Below are 22,173 nucleotides of genomic sequence, written 5' to 3'. Positions count from 1 at the left end.
CATGCTGCTCTTTCTGGCTGAACTGCTGGCGCAATACCAGAGCGCCTTTCACGTCTTCAACTATCTGACCCTGCGCATGATCCTGGGCACCCTGACCGCCCTGGTGCTGTGCCTGTGGCTCGGTCCGAAGGTGATCCGCCGGCTGGTGGAGCGCCAGATCGGCCAGGCGGTGCGCGATGACGGCCCCCAGTCGCACCTCTCCAAGGCCGGCACCCCGACCATGGGCGGCGCCATGATCCTGATGGCGATCGCCATCAGCACCCTGCTGTGGGGCGACCTGCGCAACCACTACGTATGGGTGGTGCTGGGCGTGACCCTGGGCTTCGGGGCCATCGGCTGGGTCGACGACTACCGCAAGGTGGTGGAGAAGAATCCCCGCGGCCTGCCGGCGCGCTGGAAATACTTCTGGCAGTCGGTGATCGGCCTGGCCGCCGCGGTGATCCTCTACGTCACCGCCGCCTCGCCGGTGGAAACCAGCCTGATCCTGCCGCTGTTCAAGGACTTCGTGCTGCAGATGGGGCTGTTCTACATCGTGCTCACCTACCTGGTGATCGTCGGCAGCTCCAACGCGGTGAACCTCACCGATGGCCTGGACGGCCTGGCCATCATGCCTACCGTGCTGGTGGCCATGGGGCTGGCGGTGTTCGCCTACGCCAGCGGCAACGCGGTGTTCGCCGAGTACCTGCAGATCCCGATGATTCCCGGTGCCGGCGAGCTGGCGGTGTTCTGCGCCACCATCGCCGGCGCGGGCCTCGGCTTCCTGTGGTTCAACACCTATCCGGCCCAGGTCTTCATGGGCGACGTGGGCGCCCTGGCGCTGGGCGCTGCCCTGGGCGTGGTGGCGGTGATCGTGCGCCAGGAGGTGGTGCTGTTCATCATGGGCGGCATCTTCGTCATGGAGACGGTCTCGGTGATCCTGCAGGTGGGCTCCTACAAGCTCACCGGACGCCGCATCTTCCGCATGGCGCCGCTGCACCACCACTTCGAACTCAAGGGCTGGCCGGAGCCGCGGGTCATCGTGCGCTTCTGGATCATCACCGTGGTGCTGGTGCTGCTGGGTCTGGCGACCCTGAAGATCCGCTGACGCCGAATCGCTGAGGAGCCGCTGATGGTCAAGGTGCCCCAGGGGATGACGCTGGTGGTGGGGCTCGGGATCTCCGGGCGCGCCATCTGCCGCCACCTGCAACGTCTCGAGCGCCCCTTCATGGTCGCCGACACCCGCGCCGCGCCGCCGGGGCTGGACGACTTCCACGCCGCGCATCCGGGCGTGGCGGTCCACTGCGGCCCCTTGACCGAGCTGGACATGCTCGATGCCCATGAGGTCGTGGTCAGCCCCGGCGTCGATCCGGCAAGCCCGGGGCTCGATGCCCTGGCCGGGCGCCTCGGCGAATCCGGTGAGCCGTTCGTCGTCGGCGAGATCGCGCTGTTCGTGCGCGCGGCGCGCGCGCCCATCGCCGCCATCACCGGTGCCAACGCCAAGTCCACCGTGACCACGCTGCTCGGCGAGATGGCCGAGGAGGCCGGCCGTCGCGTGGCGGTGGGGGGCAATCTCGGCACGCCGGCGCTGGACCTGCTCGTCGAGCGGGCCGACGCCGAGCTCTACGTGCTCGAGCTGTCCAGTTTCCAGCTCGAGACCACGCCGCGCCTCGGCGCCGAGACCGTCGCCTTCCTGAACCTGTCCGAGGATCATCTGGATCGCCACGGCGACCTGGCCGGCTATCGCGCCGCCAAGCAGGCGATCTTCCGCGGTGCGCGCCATGGCGTGGTCAACGCCGAGGATCCGGCCACCTGGCCGGAGACGCCGCCGCCGGCCCTCGATCGCTTCACCACGGCGTCGCCCGCGCTCGGTGCGGCGGCCGCGGCCGATGAGTGGGGCATCGCCATCCATGACGACGGCAGCGGCCCCCGCGACTGGCTGATGCACGGCGCCGTGCCGCTGATGCCGGCCGACGCGGTGCGCCTGCCGGGGCGCCACAACCAGGCCAATGCCCTGGCGGCACTGGCCATGGGGCATCGTCTCGGGTTCGAGCTCGCCGCCATGCGTCGCGTGCTCGAGCGCTTCCGCGGCCTGCCGCACCGTGGCGAGCTGGTCGCCGATGCGGGCGGGGTGCGCTGGATCAACGATTCCAAGGGCACCAACGTGGGCGCGACCCTGGCCGCCATCGCCGGGCTCGGCCCGACCCTGTCCGGCCGGGTGATCCTGCTCGCCGGCGGGGAAGGGAAGGGCGCCGACTTCACGCCGCTGGCCGCACCGCTGGCCCGCCACGGCCGCGAGGCGATCCTGTTCGGCCGCGACGCCGAGCGTCTGGCGACCGCGCTGGACGGCGCCGTGGCGCTGACCCGGGTCGATGACCTCGAGGCCGCCATGCAGCGGGCCGCCGAGATCGCCGCCCCCGGCGACTGCGTGCTGCTGTCGCCGGCCTGCGCGAGCCTCGACCAGTTCCCCAACTACCAGGTCCGCGGCGAGGCCTTCCGGGCCGGCGTGGCGCGCCTGGTGCAGGAGACACACCGATGAGCCGCCTGGCCCGTCTACGCGAACGGCTCTCCACCGCCGATCAGCCCTTCGACGGCTGGCTGGTGATCGCCGCCCTGGCGCTGCTGCTGATCGGCTGGGTGATGGTGACCTCGGCCTCCAGTGAGGTGGCCTCGAGCCTCACCGGCAATGCCTGGTACTTCAGTCTGCGTCACGGCACCTTCCTGCTCGGCTCGCTGGTGATCGGCGCCCTGGCGCTGCGCGTGCCGCTGGCCTGGTGGAAGGCCAACGGGCCCTTGCTGCTGCTGGTCGGGCTCGCCCTGCTGATGCTGGTGCTGGTGGTCGGGCGTGAGGTCAACGGCAGCAAGCGCTGGCTGTCGCTCCCCGGTGTGCCGTTCAACCTCCAGGCCTCCGAGGTCGCCAAGCTGTGTCTGATCGCCTATCTGGCCGGCTACCTGGAGCGCTTCCTGCCCCAGGTGCGCCGCGAGTGGGGCGCCTTCCTGCGGCCGCTGGCCGTGCTGGCCCTGTTCGGCGCCCTGCTGATCTTCGAGCCGGACTACGGCGCCGTGGTGGTGATGACCGGCTGCGTGATGGGCATGCTGTTGATGGCCGGGGCGCCCTGGGGCCGCTTCCTGCTGCTGATGGTGCTGGTCGCCGCCCTCGGCGCCGTGGTGGCGATCGCCGAGCCCTATCGCATGGCGCGCCTGACCAGTTTCGTCGACCCCTGGGCCGATCAGTTCGCCAGCGGCTACCAGCTCACCCAGGCGCTGATCGCCTTCGGCCGCGGCCAGTGGCTGGGTACCGGGCTCGGCAACAGCGTGCAGAAGCTGTTCTACCTGCCCGAGGCGCACACCGACTTCGTGTTCGCCGTGCTGGCCGAGGAGCTGGGCCTGGTCGGCGCGATCAGCGTGATCGGCCTGTTTGCGCTGCTGGTGTGGCGCGCCATGGCGGTGGGGCGGCGCGCCGAACTGGCCGGGCTGGCCTTCGCCGCCTATGCCAGCTACGGCATCGCCCTGGTGATCGGCGCCCAGGCCTTCATCAACATCGCGGTCAGCAGCGGCATGCTGCCCACCAAGGGCCTGACGCTGCCGCTGCTCAGCTACGGTGGCTCCAGCCTGATGGTGAGCTGCATCATGGTGGCGATGCTGCTGCGGGCCGACATCGAGACTCGCCAGGCGGTGCGCCGGGCGAAGCCGACCGCATCCCGCGACGGCGGGTCGGGGCAACGGGCTTCCGGCAAGCGCGCTGCCGCCAACAGCACCCCGGGCAAGAGCAAAGGAACGCAATCATGAGTCGACGCGAAGGGCGGCGCGCCCTGATCATGGCCGGCGGCACCGGCGGTCACGTCATCCCGGCCCTGTCGCTGGCCCGCGCGCTGCAGGCCCGCGGGGTCGAGGTCGAGTGGCTGGGCAGTCCGCGCGGGATCGAGAACCGGCTGGTGCCCGAGGCCGGCCTGCCGCTGCATCGCATCGCGGTGAGCGGCCTGCGCGGCAACGGGCTGGCCGGCTGGGCGATGGCGCCCTGGCGGCTGATCGGCGCGGTGCGACAGGCCGGCCGGGTGATACGCGACTTCGATCCCCAGCTGGTGGTGGGCCTCGGCGGCTTCGCCAGCGGCCCGGGGGGGCTGGCCGCCTGGCTGGCGCGCCGGCCGCTGGTGATCCACGAGCAGAACGCCGTGGCCGGGCTGACCAACCGCGTGCTGGCGAGAATGGCGCGCGGCGTCTATGCGGCCTTTCCCCAGGCCTTCCCGGGCCGCGCCGAGGTGGTCGGCAATCCGGTCCGTGACGACATCGCCGCCATCGGCGAGACCCCGCGCGGCGCCGAGACGATGCGCGCGCGTCCGCTGCGCCTGCTGGTGGTCGGCGGCTCGCTGGGCGCGCTGGCGCTCAACCGTGGCATGCCCGAGGCGCTGGCCCGACTGCCGGAAGCCGAGCGGCCCGAGGTGCGTCATCAGGCCGGCCGTGACAAGGACGCGGCGACCCGCGAGGGCTACGCGCAACAGGGCGTGGAGGCGGACGTCAGCGCCTTCATCGATGACATGGCCGAGGCCTACGACTGGGCCGACCTGGTGGTTTGCCGGGCCGGTGCCCTGACCGTGGCGGAGCTGGCGGCGGCGGCCAAGCCGGCGCTGTTCGTGCCCTTCCCGCACGCGGTGGACGATCACCAGACCGCCAATGCGGCGGCCCTGGTCGAGCAGGGCGCCGCTGCCCTGATGCCTCAATCCGAGATGACTGCGGTGACGCTGGCCGATCGGCTGGCGGCGCTGCTCGACCCCGACACGCTTGCCACCATGGCCGCCGAGGCGCGAGGCTGTGCCCATCTGGATGCCGTCGAGCGGCTGGTGGCCGGTTGCATGGAGACAGCTTTTGAGTGATCAGACCCTGGGGCCGGTTCCCGGCCAAGCCACGCCCCCGCGCCTCGGGCGCGGGCTGGGCATGCGTCGCATCCGGCGCATTCATTTCGTCGGCATCGGCGGCGCCGGCATGTGCGGCATCGCCGAGGTGCTGGCCAACGAGGGCTATGCGGTCAGCGGCAGCGATCTCAAGGCCTCGCCGGTGGTGGAGCGCCTGCGCGCCTGCGGCGTTCGCGTGGCGATCGGCCACGCCGAGGAGAACGCCCTTGAGGCCGATGTGGTGGTCGTCTCCACGGCGGTGGACCCGACCAACCCCGAGGTGCGCTGGGCCCAGGAGCACCGTGTGCCGGTGGTGCGCCGGGCCGAGATGCTGGCCGAGCTGATGCGTTTCCGCCACGGCATCGCCGTGGCCGGCACCCACGGCAAGACCACCACCACCAGCCTGACCGCGACCCTGCTGGGCGAGGGCGGGCTGGATCCGACCTTCGTCATCGGCGGCAAGCTGACCAGCGCCGGCACCAATGCGCGGCTGGGCGAGGGCGATTACCTGGTGGCCGAGGCCGACGAGTCCGACGCCTCCTTCCTGCACCTGCAGCCGATGGTGGCCATCGTCACCAACATCGACGCCGATCACATGGCGACCTATGGCGGTGACTTCGAGCGCCTCAAGGACACCTTCGTCGAGTTCCTGCACAACCTGCCGTTCTATGGCCTGGCGGTGCTGTGCATCGACGACGGCAACGTGCGCGGGCTGCTCGAGCGGGTCAATCGTCAGTTCGTGACCTACGGCTTCAGCGACGACGCCGACTACGGCATCGAGGACTTCTCCCAGTCGGCCGGCGAGGTGCGCTTCACTGCGCGGCGGCCGGAGGGGCTGGCACCGCTGCCGGTGCGGCTGGCCATGCCGGGGCGTCACAACGCCCTGAACGCCCTGGCCGCCATCGCCGTGGCCAGCGACGCCGGGGTCGATGATGACGCCATCCTGCGTGGCCTGGCGAGCTTCGCCGGCGTCGGCCGTCGCTTCCAGGTCCATGGCAGCTTCCCGACGCCGGCCGGCGTCGGCGAGGTGATGCTGGTCGACGACTACGGTCACCATCCCCGCGAGGTGGAGATGGTCATCCAGGCGGTGCGCGACGGCTGGCCCGACCGCCGCCTGGTGATGGCCTACCAGCCGCATCGCTATTCGCGCACCCGTGATCTCTACGAGGACTTCGTGCGCGTGCTGGCCGGGGTCGATACCCTGCTGCTGCTCGATGTCTACGCGGCCGGCGAGACGCCGCTGCCCGGGGCCGACGGCCGCAGCCTGGCCGGCTCGATCCGCCAGCGCGGCGAGGTCGATCCGATCTTCGTGCAGGACAAGGCCGAACTGCCGGGGCTGCTGGCCAAGGTGCTGCGCCCCGGTGACATCCTGATCACCCAGGGCGCCGGCGACGTGGGCGGCATCGCCCAGCGGCTGGCCGACGCCCGTCTGGCGCTCGACGAGGTGACGCTATGACGACCGACGTGACCGGCCTGGGCCGGGTGGTGGTGCTCTGCGGCGGTGACTCCGCCGAGCGCGAGGTGTCGCTCAAGAGCGGGACGGCGGTGCTCGAGTCGCTCAAGCGCAGCGGCGTCGAGGCGATCGGCTTCGACCCGGCCGAGCAGGGCGGGCTGGCCGGTCTCGAGGCGCTGAAGCCGGACCGCGTGTTCATCGCCCTGCACGGGCGCGGCGGCGAGGACGGCACCCTTCAGGGGGCGCTCGAACTGCTGGGCATTCCCTATACCGGTAGCGGCGTGCTGGCCTCGGCGCTGGGCATGGACAAGCAGCGCACCAAGCTGGTCTGGCAGGCCCTGGGGCTGCCGACGCCGGAAAGCGAGATGCTCGGCCCCGACGCCGACTGGGCCGCGGTGGCCGAGCGGCTCGGGCTGCCGCTGATCGTCAAGCCGGTGCACGAGGGGTCGACCCTTGGCATCACCATCGTCGAGAGCCCCGAGGCACTCGAGGCGGCCTATCGCGACGCCGCCCGCTTCGATGCCCGGGTGATGGCCGAGCGATTCGTCAGCGGCGAGGAATACACGGTGACGCTGCTGGGCGACAGCGCGCTGCCGGCGATCCGGGTCGAGGTGCCGAATGGCTTCTACGACTACGAGGCCAAGTACCTCTCCGACGAGACCCTCTATCACCTGCCCTGCGGGCTGTCGGCCGAGGACGAGGCACGGCTCGCCGACCTGAGCCGTGAAGCCTTCCTTGCCGTCGGCTGTGACGGCTGGGGGCGCGTCGACGTGATGCGCGATGCCGGAGGCCGTTTCTGGCTGATCGAGGTCAACACCGTGCCCGGCATGACCGATCACAGCCTGGTGCCTCAGGCCGCGGCCTACGCCGGCATCGACTTCGATGCGCTGGTGCGGCGCATCCTCGACACCGCCGGGCGGTCCTGAGGTCATGGCGCGTCGCGGAAGCCTGGTCGGCGTCCTGCTGCTGCTGCTGGTGCTCGGCGCCGGCGGCCGTGCGCTGTGGCTGTGGCTCGACCGCCCGCTCGAGCGCGTCTCGATCCGCGGTGACCTGGAACGGGTCAGCGCCGACTATCTGCGTGGCAAGCTGGCGCCGCTGGTGCGGGGCCAGACCTGGCTGTCGGCAGACATCGGCGAGCTGCGCGAACAGGCCCGTGACATCGGCTGGCTGAGCGAGGTGCGCATTCGTCGCGAATGGCCCTATGCGCTGGTGTTCGAGCTGGTCGAGCAGGTACCGGTGGCGCGCTGGAACGATGAGCAACTGCTCAACCCGGCCGGCGAGCCCTTCACCTTCGCCCCGCTGTCGGCGCCGGAGGGGCTGGTGCATCTGGCCGGGCCGTCCGGCAGCGGCGCGGAGGTGCTGGCCTATCACGATACCCTGAGCGCGCAGCTGGCCGAGCACGGGCTGTCCATCAGCCAGCTGCGGCTCGAGGATCGCGGTGCCTGGCGGCTGCAGACCGATGATGGCATCTGGGTGATGCTGGGGCGCAGCAATCGCGAGCCCCGACTGGCTCGCTTCCTGGCGGCCTGGGATCGGGAGTTCGATCCGGTGGCGTCGCATATTCGCTACATCGATCTGCGTTATCCGAACGGCGTGTCGGTGGCCTGGCATGGTGAAAGCGAGCCGGTCGATGAAGAGGGTGCTAAGGAAAGTTGAGGGCGATCGGCGAACACCATGTGATGGATTGAAGCATCTCGCGGGTGTTCCTTTTAGTGCAAAATCGCCGTATCGTGACGGATGTTTTTCGCTCTGGGCTGGTGGAGCACGGGAAGTTGTTCCTATAATTGGCCCAGGTTTTTTTATTATTAATGCTTAATTTCCCCAAGCGGGTCAGCGCGAGGAGATTTCCCGACTCATGTCAGGTCCATCCAATGCGTCCAATATGGTAGTCGGGCTGGATATCGGAACATCCAAGGTCGTGGCGATCGTGGGTCAACCCACCGATGATGGCGGCATCGAGATTGCCGGCATCGGCTCTCATCCCTCCCGCGGGATGAAAAAGGGCGTGGTGATCAACATCGAATCCACGGTGCAGTCCATCCAGCGTGCCGTGGAAGAGGCCGAGCTGATGGCCGGCTGTGACATCCATTCCGTCTACGTGGGGATCGCCGGCAGTCATATCAGCTCGATGAACTCCGATGGCGTGGTGGCGATCAAGGAGCGTGAAGTCGCGCCCGCCGATATCGAGCGCGTCATCGATTCGGCGAGGGCCCGGGCCATTTCCGAAGGCCAGCGCGTGCTGCATGTGCTTCCACAGGAGTTTGCGATCGACACCCAGGGCGGCATTCGAGAGCCGCTCGGCATGTCCGGTGTGCGCCTGGAGGCTCGAGTGCACCTGGTGACCGCGGCGCTCAACGCGGTGCAGAACATCGAGAAGTGCGTGCGCCGCTGCGGGCTCGACGTGGACGCCATCATCCTCGAGCAGCTGGCCTCCAGCCACGCGGTGCTCACCGAGGACGAACGCGAACTCGGCGTATGCATGGTCGACATCGGCGGCGGCACCACCGACATCGCGGTCTTCACCGAGGGTGCCATTCGCCATACGGCGGTGATTCCCATCGCCGGCGATCAGGTCACCAACGACATCGCCATGGCGCTGCGCACGCCGACTCAGCACGCCGAGGAAATCAAGGTCAAGTATGCCTGCGCGCTGACCCAGATGGCCGCCAGCGACGAGATGATCAAGGTCCCCAGCGTCGGCGACCGGCCGGCCCGGGACCTGTCCCGGCAGTCGCTGGCCGAAGTGGTCGAGCCGCGCTACGAGGAGCTTTTCACCCTGGTGCGTGACGAGCTGCGGCGCAGCGGCTTCGAGGACCTGGTGGCCGCCGGTGTGGTTCTGACCGGCGGCACCTCGCGCATGGAGGGGGTCGTCGAGCTGGCCGAGGAAATCTTTCACATGCCGGTGAGAATCGCCTGTCCCCAGAATGTGCGAGGGCTCGCCGATGTGGTACGCAATCCGATTTATTCGACGGGGGTCGGTTTGCTACATTACGCTCTAAACGAGGCCCGTCAGGGGCACGGCCAACAAGAGACGTCGGGCAGTGGCATGTCGGCGCAGCCGAGGCGTGGGGACGCCTCCCGGCGCGGAGCAGGGGAAGGGATTCCGGCGCTGGTAAAGCTCAAGGGCTGGTTCAAAGGAAATTTCTGACAGGGCCGCGATCGCGGTCCAGGAGACGGGGCTAATGTTCGAACTGGTAGACAGTGCACCCTCAAGCAGTGCAGTCATCAAGGTCATCGGTGTCGGCGGTGGTGGCGGCAACGCCGTCAATCACATGGTCGAAAGCAGCATCGAGGGCGTCGAGTTCATCTGCGCCAACACCGATGCCCAGGCGCTGAAGCGGGTGGCGGCCAAGACCGTTCTCCAGCTCGGCAGCGAAATCACCAAGGGGCTCGGCGCCGGCGCCAACCCGGAGGTCGGCCGTCAGGCCGCCATGGAGGACCGCGAGCGCATCGCCGAGCTCCTTCATGGCGCCGACATGGTGTTCATCACCGCCGGCATGGGGGGCGGTACCGGCACCGGCGGTGCACCGGTGGTCGCTCAGGTCGCCAAGGAGCTCGGCATCCTGACCGTGGCCGTGGTCACGCGTCCCTTCCCCTTCGAAGGGCCCAAGCGCATGCGCTCGGCCGAAGAGGGCATGAAGGAACTGTCCGAGCACGTCGACTCGCTGATCACCATTCCCAACGAGAAGCTGCTCTCGGTGCTCGGCAAGAGCGCCAGCCTGCTGACCGCCTTCAGCGCCGCCAACGACGTGCTGCTGGGGGCGGTGCAGGGCATCGCCGAGCTGATCACCAGCCCCGGCATCATCAACGTCGACTTCGCCGACGTGCGCACCGTGATGTCCGAGATGGGCATGGCGATGATGGGCACCGGCGGCGCCACCGGCGAGAATCGCGCCCGCGAGGCTGCCGAGAAGGCGATCCGCAGCCCGCTGCTGGAAGACATCGACCTGCATGGCGCTCGCGGCATCCTGGTCAACATCACCGCCGGCCCGGACCTGTCCATCGGCGAATTCAATGACGTCGGTGCCACGGTCCAGGAGTTCGCCTCCCAGGACGCGACCATCGTGGTGGGTACCTCCATCGACATGGAGATGACCGACGAGCTGCGCGTTACCGTGGTGGCCGCCGGTCTCGACGGCCAGCGTCAACCGGCGGCGGCCAGCCAGAATTCGCGCCGCGAGACGGGCAGCGGCGGCGACTATCGCCAGCGGCAGCCGGCGGCGGCGAGCCGTACGCAGCAGCAGGCGCCTGCCGCGGGTCGCGGTTCGGCCGCGGCCTCCAAGGCCGAGCCTCAGGAGTCGTCACGGCCCCAGCAGGAGCCGCGCAAGTCCCAGGAGCTCGACGATTACCTGGATATTCCGGCGTTCCTGCGCCGCCAGGCCGATTGAGCGCCGCTATCGTTCGCATAGGCACACCGAACGCACGTTGTTTTTGTTGAAACGTGCGTTCGGTGTTATAGTGAACGGTGTTTGATAACCACCGAGCCTGGCGACTGCCCATGATCAGACAACGCACACTGAAGAACGTCATCCGCGCCACCGGCGTCGGCCTGCACTCCGGCAAGAAGGTCTACCTGACCCTGCGGCCGGCACCGGTCGATACCGGTATCGTGTTTGTGCGCACCGACCTGGATCCCGAGGTGCAGATTCCGGCCAGTGCCGACAGCGTCACCGACACCACGCTGTGCACCGCGCTGTCCAAGGACGGCGTCAAGGTGGCCACCGTCGAGCATCTGATGTCGGCGCTCGCCGGCCTCGGCATCGACAACGCCTACGTCGACGTCAGCGCCCCCGAGGTGCCGATCATGGACGGCAGCGCCGGTCCCTTCGTGTTCCTGATCCAGTCCGCCGGTATCGCCGAGCAGAACGCCGCCAAGAAGTTCATTCGCATCAAGCGTGAAGTGGTGGTGCGCGACGGCGAGAAGGAGGCGATCTTCCTGCCCCATCAGGGCTTCAAGGTCTCCTTCGCCATCGACTTCGATCACCCGGTGTTCGAGGCCCAGAAGCAGAGCGCCGAGGTCGACTTCTCGACCACCTCCTTCGTCAAGGAGGTGTCTCGGGCGCGGACGTTCGGCTTCATGCGCGACCTCGAGTACCTGCGCTCCAATAATCTGGCCCTGGGCGGCAGCCTCGACAACGCCATCGTGGTCGATGACTATCGGATCGTGAACGAGGGTGGCCTGCGCTACGACGACGAGTTCGTCAAGCACAAGGTGCTGGACGCCATCGGCGATCTCTATCAGCTGGGCTACAGCCTGATCGGCGAATTCCGCGGCGTGAAGTCCGGCCATGCGCTGAACAACCAGCTGTGCCGCGCGCTGATGGAAAATCAGGACGCCTGGGAAATCGTCACCTTCGAGGAAGAAGCCGCCAAGGCGCCGATCTCCTACGCCGCGCCGGCCATGGCCTGACGCCTCGCCCGTGAGCCCTGTAGAGAAAGGCCCGCCAGACTTCTGGCGGGCCTTTCTCGTTGGCGAGCAGGTGATCGGGCTTGCGGGCGTCAGGGCTCGCGTTCGGCGTGGGAGGCGAGGCGTTCCAGGGCGCGCCTGAGCTTGGGGTCCTCGACGTCGGCGGCGCAGCTCGAGAGCTCGTCGGCGGCCCGGGCGGGCAGGTGACGCGTCTGGCGCGGTGGCACCTTGGCCGGGCGCACGGGGCGGACCTTGAAGTCGAAGCCGGTCACCGCGGCGAACCCTGGCAGCTCGTGGAGCAGCGACAGCAGCCGTGACTGTTCGTAGCGCAGTCGGGTCAGCCATACGGCGCGATCGGTAATCACCGTCAGCCGTCCTTCATGGAAGCCGCCCACGAACAGGTGCTCGCCGAGCTCGGCGGGCAGATGATCGCGCAGGTGCTGCTGGGCCTGCTCGATCAGTCGGGCCCGGCGCATCAGGTTGCCCAGCTCCCCGCGGCCGTTCAGCACCTGGGTCATGGGCTGGGCTCGCCTGCGCTTAACCTTTATACTCATCAGCTTGATTCTCGGGTCCGGCCCGGGGTGGGGAATCGTCGACGTGGCGTCGACGGCCTTGAACGCATGAGCCTAGCACAGGCACGGGAGTCCCTCGACAGCATGGCCAGTCTTACCGCGCAGACAGCACCGGCAGCGTCCGTCGAGCATGACTCGACGTCTCGCCGCACGCCGGAGCGCCGTCGTCCGCCTCGCTGGTGGCTGGCGGGTCTGCTGGTGGGCTGCCTGCTGCCGGCGGGGCTGTCACCGCTCGGGGCGGCAACGCCGGTCGAGCGCGTCATCCAGGTCTGCATCCTGGCGCCGGCGCTGATCCGGGCCAGCTCGCGACTCCAGGCTCGTCGGCGTGCCCGGCGTCGCTGGCCGACCCGCCCGCTCCCCCGCCGTGCCGGACGACTCGCGCTGCGGCTGCCCATCGTCGCCCCGCGGCAGCGGGCCGTGGCGGCCCACGATGTCCTGACCCGCCGCGGGCCGCCGCGGGTGCTTCTCGCCTGAACGACGAGCGACCGGGCACGAGGCCCGGTCTTGAGCACCCCAGCGATGGACTCTTCATGATCAACAACCTGTTACGCAAGGTCGTCGGTTCCAAGAACGACCGTGAAGTGAAGCGCATGGGCCGCGCCGTGGCCCGCATCAACACCCTCGAGAAGGATCTCGAGACCCTCGACGACGCCGCGCTGCAGGCGCGTACCGCCGACTTCCGCGAACGCCTGGCCGCCGGCGAGAGCGTCGATGCCCTGTTGCCCGAGGCCTTCGCCACCGTGCGTGAGGCCAGCAAGCGGATCATGGGCATGCGGCATTTCGACGTCCAGATGATCGGCGGTATCACCCTGAACGGCGGTCGCATCGCCGAGATGAAGACCGGCGAGGGCAAGACCCTGGTCGCGACCCTGGCCGTCTATCTCAATGCCCTGCCCGGCAAGGGCGTGCACGTGGTCACGGTCAACGACTACCTGGCCCGCCGCGACGCCGACTGGATGCGTCCCCTCTATGAATTCCTCGGCCTGACCGTCGGCACCATCTATGCCGGCCAGACGCCCGAGGAGAAACGTGAGGCCTACGCCTGCGACATCACCTACGGCACCAACAACGAGTTCGGCTTCGACTACCTGCGCGACAACATGGCCTTCTCGCTGGAGGACAAGGTTCAGCGCGGGCTGCACTACGCCATCGTCGATGAGGTCGACTCGATCCTGATCGATGAGGCGCGCACGCCGCTGATCATCTCCGGTGCGGTGGACGAGAACACCGAGCTGTACAAGGTGGTCGACCGGCTGGCCCTCGATCTCACGGTCTGCACCGACGAGGAAGACCCCGAGAGCGGTGACTTCACCCTCGACGAGAAGCAGAAACAGGTCGAGCTCACCGAGGGCGGTCACCACAAGGTCGAGCAGCTGATGCGCGGCGAGGGGCTGCTGGGCGAGGAGGACTCCCTCTATGCCGCCCAGAATCTCAATCTGCTGCAGCACATGCACTCGGCACTGCGGGCCCGCCATCTCTACCAGCGTGACGTCGACTACATCGTCAGCGACGGTCAGGTGGTGATCGTCGACGAGCACACCGGCCGTTCCATGCCGGGCCGGCGCTGGTCCGAGGGCCTGCACCAGGCGGTCGAGGCCAAGGAGGGGGTGACGGTTCAGCGCGAGAGTCAGACGCTGGCCTCCACCACCTTCCAGAACTACTTCCGCCTTTACGACAAGCTGTCCGGCATGACCGGCACCGCCGATACCGAGGCCTTCGAGTTCCGCCAGATCTATGGCCTGGACGTGGTGGTGATTCCCACCAACCGGCCGCTGGCGCGCAAGGACCATAACGATCTGGTCTATCTCAGCGCCGAGGAGAAATACGAGGCCATCATCGAGGACGTCAAGGTCCAGACCGAGGCCGGCCGCCCGGTGCTGGTGGGTACCGCCTCCATCGAGACCTCCGAGTATCTCGCCGATCTGATGAAGCGGGCGGGCATCTCCTTCAACGTGCTCAACGCCAAGCAGCACCAGAGCGAGGCGCAGATCATCGCCCAGGCCGGTCGTCCCGGGGCCATCACCATCGCCACCAACATGGCCGGTCGCGGCACCGATATCGTGCTGGGCGGCAACTGGGAAGCCGAGGCCGCCCAGCTCGAATCGCCCAGCGAGGCGCAGATCGAGCGCCTCAAGGCCGAGTGGAAGGAGCGCCACGAGGCGGTACTCGCGGCCGGTGGCCTGCACGTGATCGGCTCCGAGCGTCACGAGTCGCGGCGTATCGACAACCAGCTGCGCGGCCGTTCCGGTCGCCAGGGCGATCCGGGCTCGACCCGTTTCTTCCTGTCGCTGGAAGACAACCTGATGCGGCTGTTCGGCTCCGAGCGCGTGCAGAAGCTGATGCAGGCGCTGGGCCTGGAGCGCGGCGAGGCGATCGAGCACAAGATGGTCTCCAACGCCGTGGAGCGCGCCCAGAAGAAGGTCGAGGGCCGCAACTTCGATATCCGCAAGCAGCTGCTTGAATATGACGACGTGGCCAACGACCAGCGTCGCGTCATCTACGAGCAGCGCAACGAGATCCTGGCCGCCGACGACGTCTCCGAGAATGTCATCGGCATCCGCGCCGAGGTGCTCGACGAGGGCATCAGCCAGTTCGTGCCGCCCCAGAGCCTGCCCGAGCAGTGGGACCTGGCCGGACTGGAGGACCATCTCAGCACCGAGTTCAACCTCGAGGCGCCGGTGCGGCAGTGGGCCGAGGAAGACCAGCGCTTCCACGAGGATCAGCTGCGCGAGCGTCTCCACGAGATGCATCGCCAGGCCTACGACGAGAAGATCGAGATCGCCGGGCCCGAGCTGATGCGCCGCTTTGAGAAGCAGGTGATGCTGCAGGTGCTGGACACCCGCTGGAAGGAGCACCTGCAGTCCATGGACCACCTGCGTCGGGGCATCCATCTGCGTGGCTACGCCCAGAAGAACCCCAAGCAGGAGTACAAGCGCGAGTCCTTCGAGCTGTTCCAGACGCTGCTGGCCAACATCAAGTCCGACGTCACGCGCATCCTCAGCCACGTGAAGGTGCGTCAGCCCGAGGAAGTCGAGGCCCTGGAACGGCAGCGCCGCGAGTCGCTGGAGCGCGAGAAGGCGACCGCGGCCAGCCGCCACGACGCGCCCGAGGGCGCCGAGTCGGAAGCCGAGCCGGCCGCCGCCGCGGCACCGGCCGGCGAGGCCCGCCCCCAGCGTCGCGAAGGTCCCAAGGTCGGGCGCAACGATCCGTGCCCCTGCGGGTCGGGCAAGAAGTTCAAGCAGTGCTGCGGCAAGCTGAGCTGATCGGTCGGGGGCCGGGCGAGTCGTCCGCGCCGGCCCCGCCAAGCGAATTCATACAGGAGACAGACGATGGCAGTGGGCCCAGCAAGCTTTCCCGAGATGCCGGTGATCGATGGGGTGCGCCTGGGTACGGCCCGGGCCGGGATCAAGACCGCCGATCGCCGTGATCTGGTGGTGATCGAGGTGCCCGAGGGCGCGGCCGTGGCGGGCAGCTTCACCCGCAACGCCTTCTGTGCCGCGCCGGTGACCGTGGCCCGCGAGCATCTGGCGGCCTGCACCCTGCACGGTGAGGCGCCGCGCTATCTGGTGATCAACACCGGTAACGCCAACGCCGGCACCGGCGAGACCGGTCTGCGCGACGCGCGGGCCACCTGTGCCGAGCTCGGCGGCCTGGTCGGGGTGGATGCCTCCCGCGTGCTGCCGTTCTCCACCGGCGTGATCGGCGAGACGCTGCCCATGGAGCGCCTGCTGGGCGGGCTGCCCGAGGCCTTGCGCTGCCTCGACGAGGGCGCCGCGGGCTGGGCCTCGGCGGGCGAGGGCATCCTCACCACCGATACCCGGCCCAAGGGCGCCAGCGTGACCGTGCCGCTGGGGGACGAGACGGTCACCCTCAACGGCATCAGCAAGGGCTCGGGGATGATCAAGCCCAACATGGCCACCATGCTGGCCTTCGTGGCCACCGATGCGGCCATCGCCCCGGCGCTGCTGGACGAGCTGCTGCGCGAGACCGTCGAGCGCTCCTTCAACTGCATCACGGTGGATGGCGATACCTCCACCAACGATGCCTGCATGCTGATCGCCACCGGGCGAGGCGCGGCCATCGACGACGACGAGCGACTGGCGGTATTCCGCGAGGCGCTCGAGCGGCTGATGATCGAGCTGGCCCAGGCCATCGTGCGCGACGGCGAGGGCGCCACCAAGTTCGTCGGCCTGCAGGTCGACGGCGCGGTGTCGCGCCAGGAAGCCCTGGACGTGGCCTTCACCGTGGCGCATTCGCCGCTGGTCAAGACGGCGCTGGCCGCCAGCGACGCCAACTGGGGGCGGATTCTCGCCGCCGTGGGCCGGGCGCCGGTGGAGAATTTCGACGTCGAGCGCGTGGTCATCGATCTGGGCGATGTGCGCCTGGTGGAGAACGGCGGCCGAGCCGCCGGCTACACCGAGGAGGCCGGCAGTGCCGTCATGGCTCGCGAGGAGATCGCGATCCGCATCGATCTGGGGCGCGGTGAGCGCAGCGCCACCGTCTGGACCACGGATCTGACCCGGGAATACGTCGCCATCAACGCCGATTACCGCAGCTGAGCGCCGCGGGGCCGCGGCGTTCCCGGGCCACATCAAGAGAGTAACCCCCCGCGCCATCGCCGTGGGGACAAGTGGGATAAGGTGAATGAACGCAATGGTCAAGAGAAGGGTGCATGTGGCAGCCGCCGCCATCATCAGCGCGGACGGTCGTGAGGTGCTGCTCGCCCGGCGCCCGTCCAACGTCGATCAAGGTGGCCTCTGGGAGTTTCCCGGCGGCAAGCTGGCGCCCTACGAAACGGGTCTCGAGGCCCTCAAGCGCGAGCTGCACGAGGAGCTGGGGATCGAGATCCGTCGCGCCCAGCCGCTGATTCGCATCCATCACGAGTACACCGACAAGCACATCCTGCTCGACGTCTGGCAGGTGCATGACTTCGCCGGCGAGCCCTTCGGGCGCGAGGGCCAGGCGGTGCGCTGGGTGCCGATGAACGAGCTGTTCAACTACCCCTTCCCGGCGGCCAACGTGCCGATCCTGCGGGCGGTGATGCTGCCCACCGAGTACCTGATCAGCGCCGAGGAAGAGGATGAGGCGATCTTCCTGTCGCGGCTGGAGCGGGCGCTGGTCGAGGATGGCGTGCGCCTGGTGCAACTGCGGGCCAAGGATCTGGACCGCGAGGCCTATCTGGCCCGCGCCGAGCAGGCCCTGGCGGTATGCCGTCGTCACGGGGCACGGTTGATGCTCAACGGCGAGCCCGAGCTGCTCGACGAGGTGGACGCCGACGGCATCCATCTGACCAGTGCGCGACTGATGAGTCTCGATCGTCGTCCGCTGGGCGAGGGCAAGTGGCTCTCCGCCTCGACCCATGATCGCGAGCAGCTGGATCAGGCCCATCGCGTCGGCTGTGACTTCGCGACCCTGTCGCCGCTGCGCACCACGCCCTCGCATCCGGAAGTGGCGCCGATCGGCTGGCACGATTTCCAGCAGCTGGTCGAGCACGCCGGCATGCCGGTGTTCGCGCTGGGTGGCATGACCCGCTTCGACGCCAATCACGCCCGCGCCGTGGGCGCCCAGGGCATCGCCTCGATCCGCGACTTCTGGAAGTAATCGGCGCCGAGCGACCAGCACCGAGCGACAAGAAAACCCCGAGGGACAGCCCTGCGGGGTTTTCTTTTGCTTCAGGCAATGTCAGCCAGTCGACTGGCCGCTAGTCCCGATAACGGCGGGTCAGGTCCCCATAGGCGTCGACGCGGCGGTCGCGCAGGTAGGGCCAGATGCGCCGCACCGCCTCGCCGCGCTCCATGTCCAGTGTCACCAGCAGCCGCTCGGCCTGCTGGCCGGCGTGGGCGAGCAGTTCGCCCTGGGGGCCGCAGATGAAGCTGCCGCCCCAGAAGTCGATGCCCGGGCCCACCCCGGAATGGTCGCTCTCGTGGCCGACGCGATTGGCCACCACCACCGGCAGGCCGTTGGCCACCGCGTGGCTGCGCTGGATCAGCGTCCAGGCGTCACGCTGGCGTGCCTTCTCGTCGTCATCGTCCTGCGGGTCCCAGCCGATGGCGGTGGGGTAGAGCAGCAGGTCGGCACCGGCCATGGCCATCAGACGCGCGGCCTCGGGATACCACTGGTCCCAGCACACCAGCAGGCCGAGGCGGCCCAGTGAGGTGTCGATGGGGGTGAAGCCCTCCCCGCGAGCGGCGTCATGATCGCCCGGTGTGAAGTAGAATTTCTCATAGAAGCCCGGATCGTCGGGAATGTGCATCTTGCGATACTGGCCGACCCGGCCGCGGCCGCCATCGTAGACCACGGCGGTGTTGTGGTAGAGCCCCGGGGCGCGGCGTTCGAACAGCGAGCCCACCAGCACGATGTCGAGCTCCGCGGCCAGCGCTGCCAGCCGCTGGCCGGTGGGGCCGTCCAGCGGCTCGGCCAGATCGAACAGCGCGGTGTCCTCGAACTGGCAGAAGTAGTGGGTGGCGTGCAGCTCCTGCAGCATCACCAGCTGGGCGCCGGCACCGGCCAGCTCGCGGATGCCGGCCTCGCTCTCGGCCAGGCTCCTGGCCTTGTCGGGCCAGGCCGGCTGCTGGACCAGGCCGACCTTGAGGGTGCGGGTCATGATGTCTCTCCTTCATGGCGGCGAGCCCCGGCCAGGGTGCCGCGGGGCAGCTGCATGGTCAGGCAGTGCAGGCTGCCATGCTGGCGGATCACGGTGCCGCAGTCGATGGGCACGATGTCACGGTCCGGGAAGGCCTCGGCCAGGGCCGCGAGGGCGCGCGCATCGGCGGCGTCGCCGTAGGTGGGCACCAGCACCGCGCCGTTGATGATCAGGAAGTTGGCATAGGTGGCCGGCAGGCGGCGGCCGTCCTCGGCGTCGAAGCAGGCGGCGGGCCAGGGCAGCGGGATCAGCCGGTAGGGCTCGCCGTCGGCGCGGCGCAGCGCCCGCAGTTCGTCTTCCATGGCGGCCAGCGCCGGATAGTGCGGGTCGGCCTCGTCGTCGCAGCGCACGTAGGCGATGGTCTGCGGGTCGCAGAAGCGCGCCAGGGTGTCCACGTGGCTGTCGGTGTCGTCGCCTTCCAGATGGCCATGAGCCAGCCACAGCACCCGCTCGGCGCCCAGCTCGTCGGCCAGTCTCGCCTCGATGGCGGCCCGGTCGAGGTGCGGGTTGCGGTTGACGTTGAGCAGGCAGGCCTCGGTGGTCAGCAGGGTGCCCTGGCCGTCGCTCTCCAGAGCACCGCCCTCGAGCACCAGGTCGTGGGAGAACAGCGGCGCGTCGAAGACGCCGTCGGCGGCGAGACGCCGGGTCAGGCTGTCGTCGCGGCCGGCGGGAAACTTGCCGCCCCAGCCGGTGAAGACATAGTCGAGCAGCACGGGTTCGCCGTCGCGTTCGACAGTGAGCGGACCGTGGTCCCGGGCCCAGGTGTCGTCGGCTTCGGCGACCCTGAGCAGCAGGCGCTCGGCGGACACGCCGCGATGGCGGAAGGCCTCGGCCAGCCGGAGGCGGGTGGCGTCGTCCGGCACGGCGATCAGCACCGGCTGGTAGCGGGCGATGGCCACCGCCAGGGTCTCGAGGGTCGCCTCGATGTTCGCCAGCAGCGGCGCCCAGTCGCTGTCGGGACCCGGCCAGGTCAGTTGCACGGCATCCTGGGGATGCCATTCGGGGAGCAGGCAGACGGCCATGGCAGGCCTCCTCGATGAAGGAATCCGGCGCAATGTAGGGGGCGGTGCGTCGGGATGCAAGCCCGGCGAGGCCGTCGGCTCCCCGGGCGACGGGGCCGGGTGCCGCGCCCCTGTCAGATGGTGTCTCGCGTCGCCGAACCGGCAAGGTGCAGTCATCGTGCAAGCCTTGCCTTCCCGATGCAGGGCCGGCCAAAAACACGTACCATGAGCGCCCGCCGACAAGGAACGCTCAAATGCTGGATCGTCTGCCTCTCCTGATCGGGTTGCGCTACGTGCGGGCCAAGCGACGCAACCACTTCATCTCCTTCATTTCCCTGACCTCCATGCTGGGCCTGACCCTGGGCGTGGCGGTGCTGATTCTCGTGCTGTCCGTGATGAACGGCTTCGACCGCGAGCTGCGCGAGCGGGTGCTGGGCATGGTGCCGCACACCCGTATCGAGGTGCCCTCCGGGCTTACCGACTGGCAGCCGCTGGCCGAGCGCCTGCAGCAGCGCGAGCACGTCATCGGGGCGGCGCCCTATATCCAGCAGCAGGGTATGTTCTCGGTCGGCGGGCGCAACAACGGCGCCCTGGTCAACGGCATCAAGCCCGACTGGGAGAAGCGCGTCTCGATCGTCGACGAGCACATGGAGCGCGGCAGCCTCGATGACCTGCAGCCCGGCGAATGGAACGTCGTGCTCGGCTCGATGCTGGCGCGTCAGCTCGGCGTGACGGTGGGGGACCGGGTGACCCTGCTGGTGCCCGAGGCCTCGATCACGCCGGCCGGCGTCTTCCCGCGCCTCAAGCGCTTCACCGTCAGCGGCATCTTCAGCGTCGGGGCGGATCTCGATGCCAACCTGGCCTATGCCAACATCGCCGACATGCAGACCCTCGCGCGCATGGGCGATGACGTGGGCGGGCTGCGCCTGGAGCTCGACGACCTGTTCCAGGCCGGTAGCGTGACGCGCTCGATCATCGACGATCTGGGAGCGGGCTATCGCGGCCTGGACTGGACCTATACCCGGGGTAATCTGTTCCAGGCGATCCAGATGGAGAAGCGCATGATCGCGCTGCTGCTGACGGTGATCATCGCCGTGGCGGCCTTCAACATCGTCTCGACCCTGGTGATGGTGGTCACCGACAAGCATGCCGATATCGCCATCCTGCGCACCATCGGTGCCACGCCACGTTCGATCATGGGCATCTTCATGGTCCAGGGGTTGGCCATCGGCGTGATCGGCATCCTGATCGGGGTGGGGCTCGGCGTGCTGCTGGCGCTGACGGTGTCCGACATCCTCGCCTTCGTCGAGTCGACCTTCGGCATCCATTTCCTCGATGCCGGTGTCTATTTCATCAGCGAGCTGCCCTCGCAGCTGCTGTGGTCCGACGTGGGCCAGATCGTTTCCGCGGCCTTCGTGCTGACCTTCCTCTCGACCCTCTACCCGGCCTGGCGCGCGGCTCGGGTTCAGCCTGCCGAGGTGCTCCGCTATGAATGATCCCGCCATGACCCAGGCGTTCACCCGTGACGCGGGGCAGCGTGAGGTGATGTTGGCCTGCGATCACCTGACCCGCGTCTACCGCGAGGGGCCGCGCGACCTCACGGTGCTCGACGATCTGGCCCTCGAGGTGCGGGCCGGCGAGCGCGTGGCGGTGGTCGGCAGCTCCGGCTCCGGCAAGACCACGCTGCTCAACCTGCTGGGCGGGCTGGATCATCCCAGCAGCGGCGCGGTCCGCATCGCCGGGCAGGCGCTGCACGAGCTGGGCAATGCCGCCCTCGGGCGCTTTCGCAACCGGCACATCGGCTTCGTCTACCAGTTCCACCATCTGCTGGCCGAGTTCACGGCGCTGGAGAATGCCGCGCTGCCGCTGATCGTGCGCGGCCAGCGCAAGAAGGACGCCGAGGCCAGGGCGCTTAAGCTGCTGGATCGGGTGGGCGTGGCCGAGCGCGCGGCCCACAAGCCCGGTGAGCTCTCCGGCGGCGAGCGCCAGCGCGTGGCCATCGCCCGGGCGCTGGTCACCGACCCGAGCCTGGTGCTGATGGATGAGCCCACCGGCAACCTCGATCAGACCACCGCGGCGAGCATCCTGGCGCTGATGGACGAACTTTCCGCCAGCGCTGCCTGCGCCTTCGTGATCGTCACCCACGACACGGGGCTCGCCGCCCATCAGGATCGGGTGCTGCGCCTCGATGGCGGTCGCCTGACGCCGGATACCTCCGGCGCCTGACGCCCG

General features: G+C 68.8%; 19 protein-coding genes. 16 read left to right on the top strand and 3 right to left on the bottom strand.

Features of this window, described 5'->3' with window-relative positions:
* Nucleotide 1: 1 nt before the first annotated feature.
* From mraY to lpxC, 10 genes are all read left to right on the top strand, one after another.
* A complete protein-coding gene (gene mraY, locus ACGTNF_RS05895) occupies nucleotides 2–1,084 on the top strand; it encodes a phospho-N-acetylmuramoyl-pentapeptide-transferase (RefSeq protein ID WP_016854392.1) in 1,083 nt (360 codons plus the stop codon).
* Between the two features lie 24 nt (nucleotides 1,085–1,108).
* Complete coding sequence (gene murD, locus ACGTNF_RS05890) at nucleotides 1,109–2,515, top strand: UDP-N-acetylmuramoyl-L-alanine--D-glutamate ligase (RefSeq protein ID WP_394600899.1); 1,407 nt, start codon at nucleotides 1,109–1,111, stop codon at nucleotides 2,513–2,515.
* A complete protein-coding gene (ftsW, locus tag ACGTNF_RS05885; RefSeq protein WP_016854390.1) occupies nucleotides 2,512–3,765 on the top strand; it encodes a putative lipid II flippase FtsW in 1,254 nt (417 codons plus the stop codon). The genes murD and ftsW overlap by 4 nt, the downstream gene beginning before the upstream one ends.
* Nucleotides 3,762–4,847 carry an undecaprenyldiphospho-muramoylpentapeptide beta-N-acetylglucosaminyltransferase gene (murG, locus tag ACGTNF_RS05880; protein ID WP_394600898.1) on the top strand — a complete coding sequence of 362 codons (1,086 nt, stop codon included), beginning with the start codon at nucleotides 3,762–3,764 and terminating at the stop codon, nucleotides 4,845–4,847. Before ftsW ends, murG begins: the two co-directional genes overlap by 4 nt.
* Nucleotides 4,848–4,908: 61 nt before the next feature.
* Nucleotides 4,909–6,321, top strand: a complete 1,413-nt coding sequence (murC, locus tag ACGTNF_RS05875) for a UDP-N-acetylmuramate--L-alanine ligase (RefSeq protein WP_394601078.1) — start codon at nucleotides 4,909–4,911, stop codon at nucleotides 6,319–6,321.
* Nucleotides 6,318–7,244 carry a D-alanine--D-alanine ligase gene (locus ACGTNF_RS05870; protein WP_394600897.1) on the top strand — a complete coding sequence of 309 codons (927 nt, stop codon included), beginning with the start codon at nucleotides 6,318–6,320 and terminating at the stop codon, nucleotides 7,242–7,244. The genes murC and ACGTNF_RS05870 overlap by 4 nt, the downstream gene beginning before the upstream one ends.
* Before the next feature lie 4 nt (nucleotides 7,245–7,248).
* On the top strand, nucleotides 7,249–7,974 hold the full coding sequence (locus ACGTNF_RS05865) for a cell division protein FtsQ/DivIB (RefSeq protein WP_394600896.1): 726 nt from the start codon (nucleotides 7,249–7,251) through the stop codon (nucleotides 7,972–7,974).
* A gap of 199 nt (nucleotides 7,975–8,173) precedes the next feature.
* Nucleotides 8,174–9,466, top strand: coding sequence for a cell division protein FtsA (gene ftsA, locus ACGTNF_RS05860; RefSeq protein ID WP_026068353.1), 1,293 nt, complete (start codon nucleotides 8,174–8,176; stop codon nucleotides 9,464–9,466).
* Between the two features lie 34 nt (nucleotides 9,467–9,500).
* Complete coding sequence (gene ftsZ, locus ACGTNF_RS05855; protein ID WP_394600895.1) at nucleotides 9,501–10,706, top strand: cell division protein FtsZ; 1,206 nt, start codon at nucleotides 9,501–9,503, stop codon at nucleotides 10,704–10,706.
* Between the two features lie 110 nt (nucleotides 10,707–10,816).
* Nucleotides 10,817–11,728, top strand: coding sequence for a UDP-3-O-acyl-N-acetylglucosamine deacetylase (gene lpxC / locus ACGTNF_RS05850; RefSeq protein ID WP_016854383.1), 912 nt, complete (start codon nucleotides 10,817–10,819; stop codon nucleotides 11,726–11,728).
* An 89-nt stretch (nucleotides 11,729–11,817) separates the two neighbouring features.
* Here lpxC and ACGTNF_RS05845 read toward each other — a convergent pair whose 3' ends face one another.
* Nucleotides 11,818–12,243 carry a DUF721 domain-containing protein gene (locus tag ACGTNF_RS05845; RefSeq protein WP_016854382.1) on the bottom strand — a complete coding sequence of 142 codons (426 nt, stop codon included), beginning with the start codon at nucleotides 12,241–12,243 and terminating at the stop codon, nucleotides 11,818–11,820.
* Nucleotides 12,244–12,381: 138 nt separating this feature from the next.
* Here ACGTNF_RS05845 and ACGTNF_RS05840 point away from each other — a divergent pair, with 138 nt between their 5' ends.
* From ACGTNF_RS05840 to ACGTNF_RS05825, 4 genes are all read left to right on the top strand, one after another.
* Nucleotides 12,382–12,771: a hypothetical protein gene (locus ACGTNF_RS05840; protein ID WP_394600894.1), complete on the top strand. Its 390-nt coding sequence runs from the start codon at nucleotides 12,382–12,384 to the stop codon at nucleotides 12,769–12,771.
* 56 nt (nucleotides 12,772–12,827) lie between these two features.
* Nucleotides 12,828–15,560 (top strand): preprotein translocase subunit SecA, encoded by a 2,733-nt coding sequence (gene secA, locus ACGTNF_RS05835; RefSeq protein WP_394600893.1) that lies wholly within the window; start codon nucleotides 12,828–12,830, stop codon nucleotides 15,558–15,560.
* A gap of 66 nt (nucleotides 15,561–15,626) precedes the next feature.
* Nucleotides 15,627–16,856, top strand: coding sequence for a bifunctional glutamate N-acetyltransferase/amino-acid acetyltransferase ArgJ (gene argJ, locus ACGTNF_RS05830; protein ID WP_394600892.1), 1,230 nt, complete (start codon nucleotides 15,627–15,629; stop codon nucleotides 16,854–16,856).
* Between the two features lie 94 nt (nucleotides 16,857–16,950).
* Nucleotides 16,951–17,898 carry a Nudix family hydrolase gene (locus ACGTNF_RS05825; protein ID WP_394600891.1) on the top strand — a complete coding sequence of 316 codons (948 nt, stop codon included), beginning with the start codon at nucleotides 16,951–16,953 and terminating at the stop codon, nucleotides 17,896–17,898.
* A 100-nt stretch (nucleotides 17,899–17,998) separates the two neighbouring features.
* On the opposite strand, the gene ACGTNF_RS05820 is transcribed toward ACGTNF_RS05825, so the two are convergent.
* On the bottom strand, nucleotides 17,999–18,901 hold the full coding sequence (locus ACGTNF_RS05820) for a carbon-nitrogen hydrolase (RefSeq protein WP_394600890.1): 903 nt from the start codon (nucleotides 18,899–18,901) through the stop codon (nucleotides 17,999–18,001).
* Nucleotides 18,898–19,962: an agmatine deiminase family protein gene (locus ACGTNF_RS05815; protein ID WP_394600889.1), complete on the bottom strand. Its 1,065-nt coding sequence runs from the start codon at nucleotides 19,960–19,962 to the stop codon at nucleotides 18,898–18,900. The genes ACGTNF_RS05820 and ACGTNF_RS05815 overlap by 4 nt, the downstream gene beginning before the upstream one ends.
* 233 nt (nucleotides 19,963–20,195) lie before the next feature.
* On the opposite strand from ACGTNF_RS05815, the gene ACGTNF_RS05810 reads away from it, so the two are divergent.
* Together ACGTNF_RS05810 and ACGTNF_RS05805 are read left to right on the top strand one after the other, a co-directional pair.
* Nucleotides 20,196–21,437, top strand: a complete 1,242-nt coding sequence (locus ACGTNF_RS05810; protein ID WP_394600888.1) for a lipoprotein-releasing ABC transporter permease subunit — start codon at nucleotides 20,196–20,198, stop codon at nucleotides 21,435–21,437.
* Nucleotides 21,430–22,167, top strand: a complete 738-nt coding sequence (locus ACGTNF_RS05805; RefSeq protein ID WP_394600887.1) for an ABC transporter ATP-binding protein — start codon at nucleotides 21,430–21,432, stop codon at nucleotides 22,165–22,167. Before ACGTNF_RS05810 ends, ACGTNF_RS05805 begins: the two co-directional genes overlap by 8 nt.
* Nucleotides 22,168–22,173 lie beyond the last annotated feature (6 nt).

The sequence above is a fragment of the Halomonas sp. B23F22_10 genome (genome assembly GCF_043496975.1).
GTDB classification, from domain to species: Bacteria; Pseudomonadota; Gammaproteobacteria; order Pseudomonadales; family Halomonadaceae; genus Halomonas; species Halomonas smyrnensis.
This window is presented reverse-complemented; position numbering and strand designations above follow the sequence as displayed.